The 15635-nt window shown below is 59.5% G+C and carries 14 protein-coding genes; 8 read left to right on the top strand and 6 right to left on the bottom strand.

The features are described from left to right. Positions 1–80 precede the first annotated feature (80 nt). Both K5I40_RS01035 and dadX read left to right on the top strand, forming a co-directional pair. Entirely contained in the window at positions 81–1379 is a 1299-nt protein-coding gene (locus tag K5I40_RS01035) for a D-amino acid dehydrogenase (RefSeq protein ID WP_039030767.1), read from the top strand. 12 nt (positions 1380–1391) lie between these two features. Continuing rightward, positions 1392–2462 (top strand): catabolic alanine racemase DadX, encoded by a 1071-nt coding sequence (gene dadX / locus K5I40_RS01030; RefSeq protein WP_039030766.1) that lies wholly within the window; start codon positions 1392–1394, stop codon positions 2460–2462. A gap of 88 nt (positions 2463–2550) precedes the next feature. Here dadX and K5I40_RS01025 read toward each other — a convergent pair whose 3' ends face one another. Together K5I40_RS01025 and ldcA are read right to left on the bottom strand one after the other, a co-directional pair. Beyond that, a complete protein-coding gene (locus K5I40_RS01025; RefSeq protein WP_039030765.1) occupies positions 2551–4284 on the bottom strand; it encodes a potassium/proton antiporter in 1734 nt (577 codons plus the stop codon). Between the two features lie 98 nt (positions 4285–4382). Then, a complete protein-coding gene (gene ldcA, locus K5I40_RS01020; RefSeq protein WP_223073878.1) occupies positions 4383–5297 on the bottom strand; it encodes a muramoyltetrapeptide carboxypeptidase in 915 nt (304 codons plus the stop codon). Positions 5298–5410: 113 nt separating this feature from the next. Here ldcA and emtA point away from each other — a divergent pair, with 113 nt between their 5' ends. Beyond that, positions 5411–6022: a membrane-bound lytic murein transglycosylase EmtA gene (gene emtA / locus K5I40_RS01015; protein ID WP_039030763.1), complete on the top strand. Its 612-nt coding sequence runs from the start codon at positions 5411–5413 to the stop codon at positions 6020–6022. Between the two features lie 36 nt (positions 6023–6058). Here the strand turns inward: emtA and K5I40_RS01010 are convergent, their stop codons facing one another. Next, entirely contained in the window at positions 6059–6790 is a 732-nt protein-coding gene (locus K5I40_RS01010) for a flagellar brake protein (protein WP_223073879.1), read from the bottom strand. A gap of 208 nt (positions 6791–6998) precedes the next feature. Here K5I40_RS01010 and K5I40_RS01005 point away from each other — a divergent pair, with 208 nt between their 5' ends. After that, positions 6999–7253 (top strand): GlsB/YeaQ/YmgE family stress response membrane protein, encoded by a 255-nt coding sequence (locus K5I40_RS01005; RefSeq protein ID WP_039030762.1) that lies wholly within the window; start codon positions 6999–7001, stop codon positions 7251–7253. Between the two features lie 148 nt (positions 7254–7401). On the opposite strand, the gene treA is transcribed toward K5I40_RS01005, so the two are convergent. After that, positions 7402–9138, bottom strand: coding sequence for an alpha,alpha-trehalase TreA (treA, locus tag K5I40_RS01000; RefSeq protein ID WP_223073880.1), 1737 nt, complete (start codon positions 9136–9138; stop codon positions 7402–7404). A gap of 228 nt (positions 9139–9366) precedes the next feature. On the opposite strand from treA, the gene K5I40_RS00995 reads away from it, so the two are divergent. Next, positions 9367–10161 carry an OBAP family protein gene (locus K5I40_RS00995; protein WP_223073881.1) on the top strand — a complete coding sequence of 265 codons (795 nt, stop codon included), beginning with the start codon at positions 9367–9369 and terminating at the stop codon, positions 10159–10161. A 128-nt stretch (positions 10162–10289) separates the two neighbouring features. Then, positions 10290–11039 carry a phage antirepressor KilAC domain-containing protein gene (locus K5I40_RS00990; RefSeq protein ID WP_223073882.1) on the top strand — a complete coding sequence of 250 codons (750 nt, stop codon included), beginning with the start codon at positions 10290–10292 and terminating at the stop codon, positions 11037–11039. A 13-nt stretch (positions 11040–11052) separates the two neighbouring features. On the opposite strand, the gene K5I40_RS00985 is transcribed toward K5I40_RS00990, so the two are convergent. Further along, complete coding sequence (locus K5I40_RS00985; RefSeq protein WP_223073883.1) at positions 11053–12009, bottom strand: AraC family transcriptional regulator; 957 nt, start codon at positions 12007–12009, stop codon at positions 11053–11055. Between the two features lie 115 nt (positions 12010–12124). On the opposite strand from K5I40_RS00985, the gene K5I40_RS00980 reads away from it, so the two are divergent. Then, a complete protein-coding gene (locus K5I40_RS00980; RefSeq protein ID WP_223073884.1) occupies positions 12125–13321 on the top strand; it encodes an MFS transporter in 1197 nt (398 codons plus the stop codon). Between the two features lie 107 nt (positions 13322–13428). Here K5I40_RS00980 and hpaX read toward each other — a convergent pair whose 3' ends face one another. Then, entirely contained in the window at positions 13429–14847 is a 1419-nt protein-coding gene (hpaX, locus tag K5I40_RS00975) for a 4-hydroxyphenylacetate permease (RefSeq protein ID WP_138369311.1), read from the bottom strand. Positions 14848–15128: 281 nt separating this feature from the next. Here hpaX and K5I40_RS00970 point away from each other — a divergent pair, with 281 nt between their 5' ends. After that, the gene (locus K5I40_RS00970) at positions 15129–15593 is read left to right on the top strand and encodes a MarR family winged helix-turn-helix transcriptional regulator (RefSeq protein WP_223073885.1); all 465 of its coding nucleotides are present in this window, start codon (positions 15129–15131) and stop codon (positions 15591–15593) included. The last annotated feature ends 42 nt before the right edge of the window (positions 15594–15635 follow it).

The following is a 15635-nucleotide window of genomic DNA, read 5'->3' as shown; positions in this document are numbered from 1 at the left end:
GCCTATGTTGAATAATATTTTCAGCTGGGTTATCAATATGTAACCAGAAGATTGTTCTTTTGCTTATAAATGGAGTGGCTATGCGTGTTGTCATACTGGGAAGTGGCGTCGTTGGCGTAACCAGCGCCTGGTACTTAAGTCAGGCCGGGCACGATGTGACCGTTATCGATCGGGAACCGGGTCCGGCACTGGAGACCAGTGCTGCGAATGCCGGACAAATCTCTCCGGGCTACGCGGCGCCGTGGGCGGCACCGGGCGTTCCGCTGAAGGCGATTAAGTGGATGTTCCAGCGCCATGCGCCGCTGGCGATCAGCCTCGACGGCACGCAGTTCCAGCTCAAGTGGATGTGGCAGATGCTGCGCAACTGCGACACCTCGCACTATATGGAAAACAAAGGGCGGATGGTGCGTCTGGCGGAGTACAGCCGCGACTGCCTGAAAGCGCTGCGCGCCTCCACCGGCATCCAGTATGAAGGCCGTCAGGGGGGCACCCTGCAGCTGTTCCGTACCGCCCAGCAGTACGAAAACGCCACCCGTGATATCGCCGTCCTCGAGGACGCGGGCGTCCCGTATCAACTGCTGGAAGCCAGCCAGCTGGCGCAGGTGGAACCGGCCCTCGCCGAGGTGGCGCACAAGCTGACCGGCGGTCTGCGTCTGCCCAATGACGAAACCGGCGACTGCCAGCTCTTTACCCAGAATCTGGCACAGATGGCAGAGCAGGCGGGCGTCAAATTCCGCTACAACACCGCCGTCGATAAGCTGCTGTATGAAGGGGATAACATCTACGGCGTGCTCTGTGGCGATGAAGTGGTCAAGGCCGACGCTTACGTCATGGCCTTCGGCTCATACTCCACCGCCATGCTGAAAGGCATTGTGGATATTCCGGTCTACCCGCTGAAGGGGTATTCGCTCACCATCCCGGTGAAAGAGGACAGCGGCGCCCCGGTTTCAACTATCCTTGATGAAACATACAAAATCGCGATCACCCGTTTTGACAACCGGATCCGCGTGGGAGGAATGGCGGAAATCGTCGGCTTTAACACTGAGCTGCTGCAACCGCGTCGGGAAACGCTGGAGATGGTCGTTGGCGACCTGTTCCCGCGCGGCGGCTTTATTGAACAGGCGACCTTCTGGACCGGGCTGCGTCCAATGACCCCGGACGGCACTCCGGTAGTCGGGCGGACACCGTTTAAAAACCTGTGGCTGAACACCGGACACGGTACCCTGGGCTGGACAATGGCCTGCGGTTCAGGGCAGCTACTCAGTGATTTGATCTCCGGGCGCACACCCGCTATTCCGTTCGATGATTTAAGCGTTGCGCGCTACCGTCCGGGGTTCACGCCGTCACGTCCACAGCATTTACACGGCGCGCATAACTAACAAGGAGTCGTCATGTCCCGTCCCGTTCTGGCTCAGCTGGATCTGCAGGCCCTGAAGGATAACCTGCAAATTGTCCGTCGCGCTGCGCCAGCTTCACGCGTCTGGACGGTGGTCAAAGCTAACGCTTATGGCCACGGTCTGGATCGCGTCTGGAGTGCATTAAGCGCGACTGATGGTTTTGCGCTACTCAATCTCGAAGAGGCGATCCTGCTGCGCGAGCGCGGCTGGAAAGGACCGATCCTGATGCTCGAAGGCTTTTTCCACGCAGATGAGCTGCCCCTGTTTGATAAGTACCGCCTGACCACCAGCGTGCACAGCAACTGGCAGGTCAAGGCGCTCCAGAATGCCAGGCTCCACGCCCCGCTCGATATTTATCTGAAAGTGAACAGCGGCATGAACCGTCTCGGTTTCCAGCCGGAGCGCGTTCACAGCGTCTGGCAACAGCTGCGGGCGCTGAAGAACGTCGGGGAGATGACCCTGATGGCCCATTTCGCCGATGCGGAAAAGCCGGAGGGCATTGCCGAACCGATGAAGCGCATCGAGCAGGCGGCAGAGGGGCTGGATTGCCCGCGCTCGCTCTCTAACTCGGCGGCGACGCTCTGGCATCCGGAGGCGCATTTTGACTGGGTGCGTCCGGGGATCGTCCTGTATGGCGCGTCACCGTCCGGGCAGTGGCAGGATATCGCCAACAGCGGCCTGAAGCCGGTGATGACCCTGCGCAGCGAAATTATCGGCGTTCAGACCCTGAAGGCGGGGGATACCGTAGGCTACGGCAGCCGCTACCGCGCCCCGGGCGAGCAGCGGATCGGCATTGTCGCCGGAGGCTACGCCGACGGCTATCCGCGCATTGCCCCGTCCGGTACCCCGGTATGGGTGGACGGCGTGCGTACCGGCACGGTCGGTACCGTGTCGATGGATATGCTGGCGATTGACCTGACTCCGTGCCCGCAGGCGGGGATCGGTACGCCGGTTGAGCTGTGGGGCAACGAGGTGAAAGTTGACGACGTTGCCGCCGCAGCGGGCACCGTCGGGTATGAGTTGTTAACCGCGCTAGCGCCGCGGGTGCCGGTGGTTACGATATAAAAGCAGTTTTGTAGGCCGGGTAAGGCGTAGCCGCCACCCGGCATCAGCACCGGAGTCAAACGCCGGGTGGCGCTTACGCTTACCCGGCCTACTCTTCAGCATCCTCCGCCACGCGGACACCCACCTTCAGCACCGCGTTATCTTCTTTCTCTGCCACCGTCCAGATCATCCCGGCGAACTCCACCTGGTCACCCACGACCGGTGCGGCACCCAGCAGCTTCTGCACAATCTCGCCCAGCGTCTGCTGGTTATCGCGATACTCCAGCCCCTCTTCCAGGCCGTAGATCAACGCCACGTCGGCGAATTTGGCGCTGGCTTCCAGAATAAAGTCCCCGAAGAAGCGCTGATCCAGCGCCACCGGCGGCGACTGGCTGAACAGCTTGCCGAGGGCAGGAAGGTCATGCTCCCGGCCAATCACGCAGAGAATATCCCCTTCGCGCAGCCGGGTACTGCCGGTCGGGTGCAGCAGGGCGTTATCGCGAAACAGGGCGGCAATGCGCGTCTCTTCCGGCATATGCAGATCGCGCAGCGAGGCGCCCACGCACCACTTATCGGCGCTGAGCTGATAAACAAACTGCTCCCACGGATTTTCGGGGTGAATATCCAGCCCGACGCGGGAGACCGGCCAGCCCACCGGCGGGATCACTACGCGGGCCTTTTTCGCCGCCCACGACAGGGACGTGCCCTGGAACAGCAGCGACACCAGCACCACGAAGAACGCCACGTTGAAGAACAGACGGGAATTATCCAGCCCGGCCATCATCGGGAATACCGCGAGGATGATAGGCACCGCGCCGCGCAGTCCCACCCAGCTGATAAACACCCGCTCGCGCAGATTAAAGCCCCGGAACGGCAGCAGACCGGCAAACACCGACAGCGGACGGGCAAAGAAGATCATCCACAGTGACAGCAGCAGCGCCGGAATGGCAATTGGCAGCAGATCCGACGGCGTCACCAGCAGCCCCAGCACCAGGAACATGCCGATCTGTGCCAGCCACGCCAGGCCGTCGAAGTTTTGCAGAATGCCAAAGCGGTTGCGGATAGGGCGATTGCCGAGCAGGAAGCCGCACAGATAGACCGCCAGAATGCCGCTGCCGTCCATCGCCGTGGTGAGGGCGAAAATCAAAATCCCGCCGCTCAGCGCCAGCAGCGGATAGAGCCCCGCCGGGAGCGAAATACGGTTGATCATCTGTTGCAGCAGATAGCCCCCGCCGAGGCCAATGATGATGCCTAAGCCAAACTGCTGAAGGATGTGCCAGGCGAACATCCAGCTCAGACCGGTTTCATGCTGCTGGATCATCTCAATCAGGGTGATGGTCAGAAACACCGCCATCGGATCGTTACTGCCGGATTCAATCTCCAGCGTCGAGCCGACACGTTCGTTCAGCCCTTTGCCGCCGAGCAGCGAGAAGACCGCCGCGGCGTCGGTTGAGCCCACAATCGCGCCAATCAGCAGCCCTTCCATAATGTCCAACTTAAACAGCCACGCCGCCATCATCCCGGTCAGGCCGGAGGTGATAAGCACCCCGACCGTCGCCAGCGACAGGGCCGGTCCCAGCGCCACGCGAAACGAACTGGCCTGGGTGCGCATCCCGCCATCCAGCAGGATCACCGCCAGGGCGAGGTTACTGATCATGTACGCAAACGGGTAATTATCGAAGGGAATACCGCCGATGCCATCAACCCCCGCCAGCATGCCGATGGCGAGGAAAATAACCAGAATGGGGATGCCAAGACGTGACGAAAATGAACTCAATAAAATACTGCAGGTTACAAGAACTGAACCCAGGATAAAAAGACTGATTATTGCTGCGGCATCCAATGTTTGCGTACTCCCTGCCCGACGTGGTGACTGTTATTAAAACCCTAACATATTAACGCCCCTCACAGCGCGGAAATCGGGCGTTTAAGGGGCTTTTTTTATGCCTTTAACACCGGATGACCGCTCAACGTTAAAGAACTTCCCCTTGATATATGAACCAGCGTCGCCTGTGCGCCAATCGGCAGGGTGACGGTTTGCTGTTCATGGCCGAAATCGAGCCCGCTGATAATCGGCACCGACACCCGGGCGCGCAGATAATCGATCATGGTCGCAAGAGAGTATCCGGCATCGTAATCGTTGGGAGTTGCCCCGCTGAAGCTGCCGAGCACAATCGCCCGCTGGCGGTCGAGAATGCCCGCGTGAAGCAGCTGGAGCAGCATACGTTCGACGCGGAACGGGTGTTCGTTGATGTCTTCCAGCACCAGGATGCCGTTCTCAATGGCGGGGAGCCATGGGGTGCCGATGAGTGACACCACCATCGCCAGATTGCCGCCCCATAGCTGGCCTTCGCATTCGCACTGCGGGCCATCGCCCTGCCACTCGACGGAGTAGGTAGAATTACGCAGCGCCCGCCAGAAATGGTCTACAGTGAAGGCGTTCAGTTCTGGCGCACCGAAATTGCCCGCCAGCATCGGGCCGCTGAAGGTGATGACGTTGTGCAGCGCCAGCAGGCCCAGCTGGATCACGGTAAAATCACTGTGACCGCAGATAAGCAAAGGGTCCTGCTGCTGACGTTTCGCCAGCCCCTGCCAGTCGATCTGCCCCAGCAAGCGGCTGGCACCGTAGCCGCCGCGTACCGCCAGCACAATCTGGTTGGCCCCGGGCAGGTGGGTGAGGGCGTTGATATCATTCAGGCGCGCAGCCTCGGTACCGGCAAATCGCTGCTGGCGGCGGGGTATAATCGTCTGATTTTGTACCTGATGGCCCTCTTCCATTAATCGCGCCACGCCCCGTTGCGCCGCTTCCTGATTAATGCAGTAACCTGATGGTGCGATGAGATGAAACTGAGACATGGCATTTCCTTGCTGACTTATAAAGCTGAATGTATATATCATGCCGCCTGAGCGCGTCCTTCATCAAGCGGAGGATAGGGTAACAGCGATGAATGACCATAAGGACAGATGACGTGAAATTAAGATGGTTTGCTTTTTTGATTGTGTTGCTTGCAGGATGCAGTTCAAAGCAGGATTACCAGAAGCCGGAATGGAACCCGGAAGTTCCGGTTAAACGGGCGATGCAGTGGATGCCGATCAGTGAAAAAGCCGGTGAAGCCTGGGGCGTCAGTCCGCGTCTGGTGACGGCCATCATTGCGGTGGAGTCGGGCGGTAACCCGAATCTGGTCAGTAAATCGAACGCGGTGGGCCTGATGCAGCTTAAAGCCTCCACCGCCGGGCGCGAGGTTTACCGGCACATGGGCTGGAGCGGGCAACCCTCCACCAGCGAGCTGAAAAACCCGGAGCGCAATATCTCCATGGGTACCGCCTATCTGAGCATTCTGGAGCACGGGATCCTGAACGGAATCGACGATCCGGAAGTAATGCAGTATGCGCTGGTGGTTTCGTACGTAAACGGCGCGGGCGCGCTGCTGCGTACCTTCTCGTCGGATCGCAAAAAGGCGATAGCCGAAATCAACGATATGGATAAAGACGAGTTCTTTGAGCATGTCGTCAATAACCACCCCGCACCGCAGGCACCGCGCTATATCTGGAAAGTGCAGAAAGCGATGGACGCCATGTAATCGGCTGCCGGGCAGCGTCGCGCTGCCCGGTGGCGATCAACGCACTTTGTTAGCACGTTCCCGCGCTTCGCGCTCCAGCGAGTAGATGATCCGCTGCAGCTCGCGCTCCGGCCCTGGCCCGACGTTAAGAAAACGGAAGCTCAGACGCGGCGTGGTGATGGTTTCGTTTTTGCTATCCACCACTTTACGCTCGCTCACCGTGATCAGCTGCGCATCGAAAAAGAAGCGACCCCAGCCGCCCATATCCAGTTCGATCTGCGAAAAACGCATCCCTTCCACCAGACCTTCCGGTTTGGCGGTATCCATCAGCGCACCCATGCCGCCGAGCGACAGGTCGTGCAGACGAAAACGGATCACGCTCTTGTCCGGCATTTTGGCTTTGCAGAAGTAGGCCGGATGCAGCGGGGCGCTGATACGGAAATATTCCCGGCGCTGAATGCTCCACACCGATGTCGGAAGGGAGGTGATAAAGGCGGGCAGGGACTGGTAATTGCCCTGCTCAATGCGCGGCAGTTCGAATTCGACTTTCGCTCCCTGGGTATCAGCGGCCACGGTGATGTTTTCTGCGCGCAGCACCGCGCGGTTTTCATACTCCTGACTGCCCAAATCCATGACCAGGCGCTCCGGGGTCGCATCCAGAACTTTGCTGATGAACTGGTTGCTGCCCCAGCTGATGCGGACAGGTACGTCATTTTTTTGCAGATCGCGTATTACACCTAGCACCGCCAGCGGATTCGTTTTCAGGAACTGCTCACTGTAATTACTCACGCCCCAGGGCTCCTTCATTGATGACAGTCTGTGGATGCGTTATCGGCACGCTGGCGCGGAACTTAATACAAACCGGTAATTATTTTTTTCGCCTCAGCCGCAATTAAGTCGGTGTAGTAAAACTGGTTTTCCCGCTATTGCCTATACTTAGTATTACCTGCGCGGGCCGGTGTTCCGCACGGGCTTAACTCTGCAAGAGGGCATTGCTATGGGTATCATCGCCTGGATTGTATTTGGTCTGATTGCTGGCGTTATCGCGAAATTCATCATGCCGGGACGTGATGGCGGCGGCTTTATTGTGACCTGTATCCTTGGGGTCGTAGGTGCGGTTGTCGGCGGCTGGCTGGCAACGATGTTTGGCATCGGCGGCAGTGTATCCGGATTTAACCTGCAAAGTTTTCTGGTGGCTGTGGTGGGTGCCATTATCGTGCTACTTGTTTACAGAATGGTGCGACGCGCCTGAAACGTATAAAACGGCTCTTGTTTAGAGCCGTTTTTTTGTGGCCTGCACCGGTGCAACATGCCGGGTGGCGGCTGCGCCTTACCCGGCCTACATGTCGCCTTTGACCTTCCAGGCCCGGCAAGCGTAGCGCCGCCAGGCGGCCTGGAGGTTACTGCTGGCCGACACTTTTCTGTGCGTCTGCCGGTTCATCATTGGCCGCTGGCTGGTCACTGGTTGTCGATGGCGTCGTGCTTACCGACGCATCATTGGCCGCGGGCTGCGTGGCGGGCACTTTGTCGCAAGGATTGGCCTGCGGACAAACCAGATCCAGCATCTTCAGCGTCACGCCGTTGGTCCAGCCAAAGCCGTCCTGCAATGGATATTCGCCACCGCCGCCGCCGGTGCCGGTCGTCGAGACATCATACTTCTCCACCAGCTTCTGCTCGCGATCGTAGGTGTGCTGAACGTTAGTGAGGAAGCGCCACGTCACGTCCATCGCCACTTTTTTATGGCCGTAGTTCTGCAAACCTTCGGTCGCCACCCACTGCAACGGAGCCCAGCCGTTAGGCGCATCCCACTGCTGGCCGCTGTTGACGGTGGTGGTCGAAATGCCCCCGGCTTTCAGCAGCTGGGCTTCAGCGGCCTTCGCCGTTTTGTCCGCGCGCTCCTGCGAGGCGGCATTGACATACAGCGGGAACAGCGCCGCGGCGGTCAGCTGATCGCGAACCTGTTTGTTTTTCAGATCGTAATCGGCGTACCAGCCCTGTTTGTCGTTCCACAGATAGCGTTCCATCGCTTTCTGACGATCGGCGGCCAGACCCTCGTAGCGGCTGGCGGCTTCGCTGTCACCCCCGTCCTGGCTGGCCTTCGCCAGCAGTTTCTCCATCTTGAACATCAGGGCGTTCAGATCCACCGGCACGATGCTGGTGGTGCGGATCGTCCCCAGCTGCTGCGGATCGTCCATCCAGCGCGAGCTGAAGTCCCAGCCGGAAGCGGCGGCAGAGCGCAGATCCCGGTAGATCTCGGTCGCCGGGCGGCTGGGGTATTTTTTCGCGGTGTTGATGTCATCCAGCCAGGATTCCGGGCGTGGCGTATCGCGATTATCCCAGTAGCGGTTAAGCACTGCGCCATCGTCCAGCTTCACTACGCGCTGGCTGGCCTGGCCCGCCTGCAGGGCATCCACCCCCTCCATCCAGTAGGCATACTCTTTTTCCATCTGCGGACGGTACTTCTTCAGGGCGTCTTTATCGTGCGTCGCCAGCAGTTCGACCATCAGGGCAAAGAACGGCGGCTGGGAGCGGCTCAGGTAGTAGCTGCGGTTGCCGTTAGGGATGTGGCCCCAGCTGTTGAGCTCATAGGCGAAGTTGTCCACCATGCTGGCGACTTTGTCCCAGTGGCCGCTCTCCGCGAGCCCGAGCATGGTGAAGTAGCTGTCCCAGTAGTAGATCTCACGGAAGCGCCCGCCCGGCACCACGTAAGGTTGCGGCAGCGGCAGCAGCGAATCCCACTTCCCGGCGCTGGAGGTGGTGCGCGTCAGCACCGGCCACAGCCCGTCGATATGGGCCCGCAGGGTCTGACCCGCTGGCGGCACATATTTCTCTTTTTCGGTCGGCAGGGTGAAGTTCATCTCCACGAAGTGGCGCAGATCGAACCCGGACTGTTTACGCTGCATGTGGTAGTCGGCGAGGATCGTCTGGGGATCGTTTTTCGGTACGGCATCGGCAAAGGTTTTCTGATCGGGGAAAAGTTTGGCGCTTTGCACGTCGTTAAACAGTGGACCAAACAGAATATCAGGGGCTTGTTTCATTGCGCCGGACGGTTCGTCCGCATAGCTGAAGGCAGTAATCCCAAGCAGGATGCCGCCAATCGCCAGCCGCAGTGCTGCGTGCTGCTGAGGTCTCATCATGGTTGTTCTCCTGGGTTCTCCGGGCAGCGCGACCGCTGCCATTAATCACCTGAAAACCTTAGACGAAACTGAGTGACTTCGTGTGTTCGACACCACATTTTGCGCATATACAGACAATTTACCGTTGCGGATGAAAACGAGCGAAGCCGCTGTTTTTTCTCAGATATGCCGGATCAATTCCCTCATCTGCACTACCTTCATAACCAGGTTTTATGAAAGGGAGTGCCAATGAAATCGTTACCTCTGAATCTTGCTGTCCTGCTGCTTGTCGGCTGCGGCGCGAACAACACCCCGCCACAGGCTCCTCTCCCCGGTAAAGATACCTCTGCCACCCTGAGTACCCTGGAAACGGGGGCTCAGGTTATCCAGTCGCGGCCGCCGGTGGAGGCTATTAGTGCGTATCTGGACGGTTTTCATTTTTACAGCGGGGATAAAAACGGGCAGATGGAGGCCCATCACTACGTGACCGTGCTCAATGAAGAGGTTATGCAGGCGGTCATCTATGACGGCAATACCAAAGATGCCCGCCTGATGGGGGTGGAGTACATCATCAGCGAGCGCCTGTTTAACACCCTGCCGCCGGAGGAGAAACAGCTCTGGCACAGCCACCAGTACGAAGTGAAATCGGGCAGCCTGGTGGCACCCGGTCTGCCTGCGGTCGCCGACAAGGCGCTGATGAATAAAATCGTCAACACCTACGGCAAAACCTGGCACACCTGGCATACGGATCGCGACAAAACCCTGCCGCTCGGCATCCCGGCGCTGATGATGGGCTTTACCGGAGAGGGACAACTCGATCCGGCGCTGCTGGCCGATCGCGATCGTCGCCTGAAGATCGATACTCAGGAGATCAAAGCCCGGCGGGCCGATATCCTGGCCCACCCGGTAGCGGAAGGGGCCAACGCCTGGCAGCGCGGGGAGGTGATTCAGCTTAAGCGCGTGCAGGGCAGCGGAGAACACGGGCACGGCGACACTGCGCATTTTGGTGCGTCTGAAAAAAGTGAAAACCAGAAACAGCCTTAGTTACCGCAACTTAGGCGTGGCGCGGCATTGAAGATGATCGTTTAAAAATTATACTGGATATTTGAACAGGTATTTGTATACTATTAGAGCAAATTACCCGAGTAATGTATGAGTGAGGGGTGAAACCTATGGTAATTCCTGTTGAAACTTTCCAGTCCAGTGGCCAGCTTGCCACCATCAGCAGTCGCGAAATCGCGAAGCTGACCGGTATTGCCCATACCGAGGTGAAGCGTATGGTGCAAAGCCTGGAAACGGCGCAGCGTCTTTCGCAGCCGGTCACGACCAGCCTGTATGAGCGCGAAGGTGAAATGCGGCAGGAGTTTTTGCTGAACAAACGGGACTCCCTGCTGACGGTTTCACGTATCTCCCCGGGCTTCACTGCCGCCATGCTCGATCGCTGGCAGGAGCAGGAGAGAAACGTCAATATCCCGGACTTCACCAACCCGGCGGCGGCAGCGCGCGCCTGGGCCGAGCAGTATGAAAAGCGCCAGCGCGCAGAAGAGCAGCTTGCGCTCTGGGCCCCAAAGGCGGCGTTCTTTGATCAGTTCGTGCAGGTGAAGGAGTCGCTGGGCTTCCGCCAGCTCTGTAAGATCCTCAAGGCCAAAGAGCCCCAGTTCCGCGAGTTTCTGCTGGAGCGCAACATCATGCAGCGCGTCGGCGGCAACCTGGTCCCGCCGCAGCACCACATCGATGCGGGCTACTTTACCCTGCACAGCGGCGTGGGTGAAAACGAGCGCACCTGGTCTCAGGCACGCTTTACCGCGCGCGGCGTAAAATGGGTGGCTGACCTGTGGGCCAAACACCTGTCAACCCTGGCCATTGAGATGCCCCGGGCGGAGCGCACCGAAGGCGCGCCTGTCCAGCAGAGCTGGCTGTAACTCTCCGGGCCGGTCAGATCTCCTGTGGGGTCTGACTGGCTTCGCGTAGTGCCCCCGGCGACTGGCCGACAATCCGCTTAAACGCCCGGCTGAAGGCCGCCAGCGAACTGTAGCCGAGGCGCAATGCCACGGTTTCAATGGCCTGATTCTCCTGACCGATATACTGGATCGCCAGCCGCATCCGCAGCTCGCTCAGGTACTTCGCTGGCGTGGTGCCGGTGGCTGAGAGAAAACGCTCGGCAAACACCGACCGCGACGTTCCCGCCTCTTTTGCCAGCTCCGCCACGCTCCAGTTAATGCCCGGCTGCTGGTGCATGGCGTAGATCGCCCGGCTGAGGCGCGGATCGCGCAGAACCTGGATCCAGCCGGTGGCCTTGCCGCACCCGGCTTCAACCCAGCCGCGGACAATCAGCGCCGCCACCACGTCCGCCAGCCGGGCGAGGATCCCGGCAAAACCGACCTGGCGCGCCATCGACTCCCGCTCCATCGCCACCAGCAGGGGATGGATCTCCGGCCAGGTGGTCATCAGACGGCTGACCATCATCACTTCCGGCATCGCCTTGATCAGCGGCTGCATCCCGCCCAGATCGAAATCCATGCACCCGCTGAATATCACCACGTTCTCGCTGTCCGGACACGGCTCGCAGTGAATGTCGCACACGCTGTTGCAGATCGGCTCGCTGGGGAAGGCCGATACCGGCGTGATGGTGGCGTCATCTCCGGAGAGCAGGGCGTGGGCATCCCCGTTCGGCAGAAAGACCGCGTCACCGCTGTTAAGCTCGAACCGCGCGCCGCTGTGCATCCGCAGGATCGCCGGACCCCGGCTGATAAAGTGGAACTGCGCTTTGCCGGGGGCCGCGCCGAAGGCCACGCCAAAGGGCGCGCTGGCCTCAATGCGGCGGTATTTCACCCCCGACAGGCGCATACCGCGCAGTAATTCACTGATCAAATCTGGCGAGCGAAGGGTCATTTCTCTATTCCCGGACGAATAATCAATAAATGAAGATTATATGTCATAGATCGTCCGCGGTGAACTTCCTATGCTTTGCGACATACGTCACATTTTCATAACGGGAGTATTACAAATGCATTCATCCATCGTCGCAAACGAGGCCAGCGCCCCGGCCAGACCGGCCTGGCGCGCGGTCTGGTCCCTGGGGCTCGGGGTGTTCGGGTTGATCGTTGCCGAGTTTCTGCCTGCCAGCCTGCTGACGCCCATGGCCGCCAGTCTGGGGGTCAGCGAAGGGGTCGCCGGGCAGTCGGTGACCGCCACCGCGCTGGTGGCGCTGGTCACCGGCCTGTTGATCACCCCGGCAACCAAAAGCATCGACCGCCGCTGGGTGCTGATGTTCTTCTCCGTGCTGCAGATCGTCTCCAGCCTGCTGGTGGCCTTTGCACCGTCGCTGGAGGTACTGCTGAGCGGACGCCTGCTGCTGGGGGTAGCGATAGGCGGCTTCTGGGCGATGTCCACCGCCACCGCGATGCGGCTGGTGCCCGCCAGCGATGTGCCTAAAGCGCTTGCAATTATCTTCTCCGGGGTGTCGATTGCCACCGTGGTGGCCGCGCCGCTGGGGAGCTATCTCGGCAGCCTGATCGGCTGGCGTAACGTCTTTATTCTCTGCGTGGTGCCCAGCGCCCTGGCTCTGCTGTGGCAGCTGTGGGTTCTGCCGTCGATGCGTCCGGAAAACAGCGGCAGCCTCGGCACTCTGGTGCGGGTGCTGCGCCGTCCGGGAATGGTGGGCGGCCTGCTGGCCACCATCCTGATCTTCAGCGGCCATTTCGCCTTCTTTACCTACCTGCGTCCGTTCCTTGAGACGGTGGGGCAGGTGAGCGTGGAGACCATCTCGCTGATCCTGCTGGGCTTTGGCGTGGCGAACTTCGTCGGCACCTCCATTGCCGGGCATCTGCTGGCCCGCAACCTGCGCCTGACTCTGGCGCTGGTACCGTTGGCGATGGGCATGCTGGCGTTGCTGATGGTGGCGTTCGGACATCTGGCGCTGGTGGACGGCCTGCTGGTGAGCCTGTGGGGCTTTGCGTTTGGTCTGGTGCCGGTGGGCTGGTCAACCTGGCTTGCAACCACCGTCACCGACGAAGCCGAAAGCGCAGGTGGGTTGATGGTGGCCTCGATCCAGCTGGCGATCAGCGCCGGTGCCGCCGGGGGCGGAGCAGTATTCGATCTCAACGGGGCGAGCGGGGTGTTTACCGCCAGCGGCGTGCTGCTGGTAGCGGCAATGGTGATGGTATTTGCCGGGGTGCGGGTTAAACCGGTCACAGCGGAATAAGTTTGTGCCCGGCGGCGCTACGCTTGCCGGGCCTACGAAGTCAAAATCGACCTGTAGGCCGGGTAAGGCGTAGCCGCCACCCGGCAATCTTGCACAGGTGCTAAAAATCACCCGTTCGTCGGCAACCCTTTCAACGACTCTGCCTGCTTCGTTGCGTGCTTCATCGGGATCAAGGCAATCACCGCCGCACCCAGCACGAGGAAACCGGCCACCATGAAGATCCCGGCGTTGAAGTTGCCGGTGATATCTTTCATCAGCCCCATCAGCAGCGGCCCCAGCGCGGCACCGGTCATCCCGGTGGCGTTGATCACCGCAATACCCAACGCGCGGGCACGCAGGGAGATGGAACGATCCGGGGTGGTCCAGAAGATCACCATCGCGGCAAAGGCACCCGACGAGGCCATCACGATCCCGGTGAACTGCAGCATCGGATTGGTGCTGGTGGCGGTCAGGATCCAGCCTGCGGCGGCAAACAGGTACGGCAGCAGGGTGTGGATCTTACGCTCGTTGCGCTTGTCGGAACGTTTACTCCACCAGACCATCGCCACAATCGTACACACCTGCGGAATGGCGCTCAGGATCCCGATGGTCACGTTGCTGCTCTCTTCGCTGATGCTGCGCAGGATCAGCGGGGTCCAGACGCTCAGGGCGCTGAGGGTGTTGGTCAGGCAGAAGTAGGCCAGGGTGTAGAGCATGATGGTCGGCGTGAACAGCTCGCGCATCACGCTGCGCTGCTGCGGTACCAGCGTCGCGGCCTGTTCCCGCTCCCGGGTGCTGATGGCGTTCAGGCGATCCGCCTCCAGCATCTCCTTCAGACAGGCTTTGTCATCCTGGGTCAACCAGCGCGCTTTATCCGGGCTGTCATCCAGCCAGAACCAGACCACGAAGCCCAGGATCACCGACGGGAAGCCTTCCAGCAGGAACAGCCACTGCCAACCCTTCAGGTTCATCACCCCATCGAGGTTCAGGATGTACCCGGAGGCCAGCGACCCCAGCGCCATCGTCACCGGCATGGCAATCATAAACAGGGCGTTGGCGCGGGCGCGGTAGTGCGCCGGGAACCAGAACGTTAAATACAACAGCAGCCCCGGCAGGAAGCCCGCTTCGGCAATCCCCACCAGCATACGCAGCACATACAGGCTGTTAGGGCCGGTGGCGAACATAGTGGCCGTGGACGCAATCCCCCACACCACCATCAGAATAGCGATCCAGCGGCGGGCGCCCACCACGCTCAGCATCACGTTGCTGGGGATCCCGCAGATGACATACATCACGTAAAACAGCGTGGTTGCCAGGCCAAACATGGTGCTGGTGAGGCCCAGATCTTTGCCCATCGTCAGTCCGGCAAAGCCGATATTGATGCGATCCAGATACGAAAAGACGAACAGAATGAACAAAAAAGTGATCAATCTCCGGAACAACTTTTTGATCACTCGCTGTTGACGCGGATCGAGCGTGCCGTCAGCAGACGAAGGCGGACCCAGCACGTTGTCACGTGTCTGTTCCATCGATGGGCTGTCGTTCATGAAATGCTCCACATAGCGGTTAGAGGTATTGTTGTTATTTCGTGCAAGCTGAACACGTGCGCTAACGTATAGGAAACCGCACATATGAACGTCAATGTTCTGTTTAAAAAATGATACGCAAATGTTAATCACGTAGCGTTTTCGAATCATAATGCGATATCGATCGGCTTTTGTGGCGCGGCGATTTGTTAACAGCCCGGGGCAGGGTGCGATCGGGCTATAGCGGGCGGTCAATAGCGGGTATAATTGCGGCCATTGCATCACTTCTGGAACGTCATTTCATGAGTCAAACGAAGACATCGTCAGACACCGGCCCCACTTTTCACCGCGAAGAGTTCCCCTTCTACTGGATCGTCAACGTCTACGCGCGCTACACGCAAGTTATGGAAATCACACTGAAAAAGGTGCAGCTCGATGTGTCCCGCTTTCGGGTGCTGATGATTACCGAGCAGTACGGTAAGGCCAGCATCTCGCAGATCTCCGAATACGCCATGACTAAAATGCCCACCGTCACCAAAATCGTCGGTCGGTTGCGCGATGACGGTCTGGTCACCACCGCCAGCAGCGTACAGGACGCCAGAGTCACCGAGGTGATGCTCACCGATGCCGGACGCGAAAAAGTGACCGAGGCACACCGTCTTGCCAGCAAGGTTTTCGAGAAGGGTTTTAAGGGCATGACCGCCGCCCAGATGGAAAAAATGAACCTCTTCCTGTCGAAGGTGCTCGACAACCTCAACGAGCTTTGAAGCTGCCACAGGGAGAATTGCGGTTTTGTGACAGCCGTAGAT

This window comes from Leclercia sp. LTM14, from assembly GCF_023736175.1.
In the GTDB taxonomy this organism is placed as follows: Bacteria; Pseudomonadota; Gammaproteobacteria; order Enterobacterales; family Enterobacteriaceae; genus Enterobacter; species Enterobacter barmai.
The sequence above is the reverse complement of the archived record's forward strand: the minus strand, read 5'-3'. Positions and strand labels throughout refer to the sequence as shown.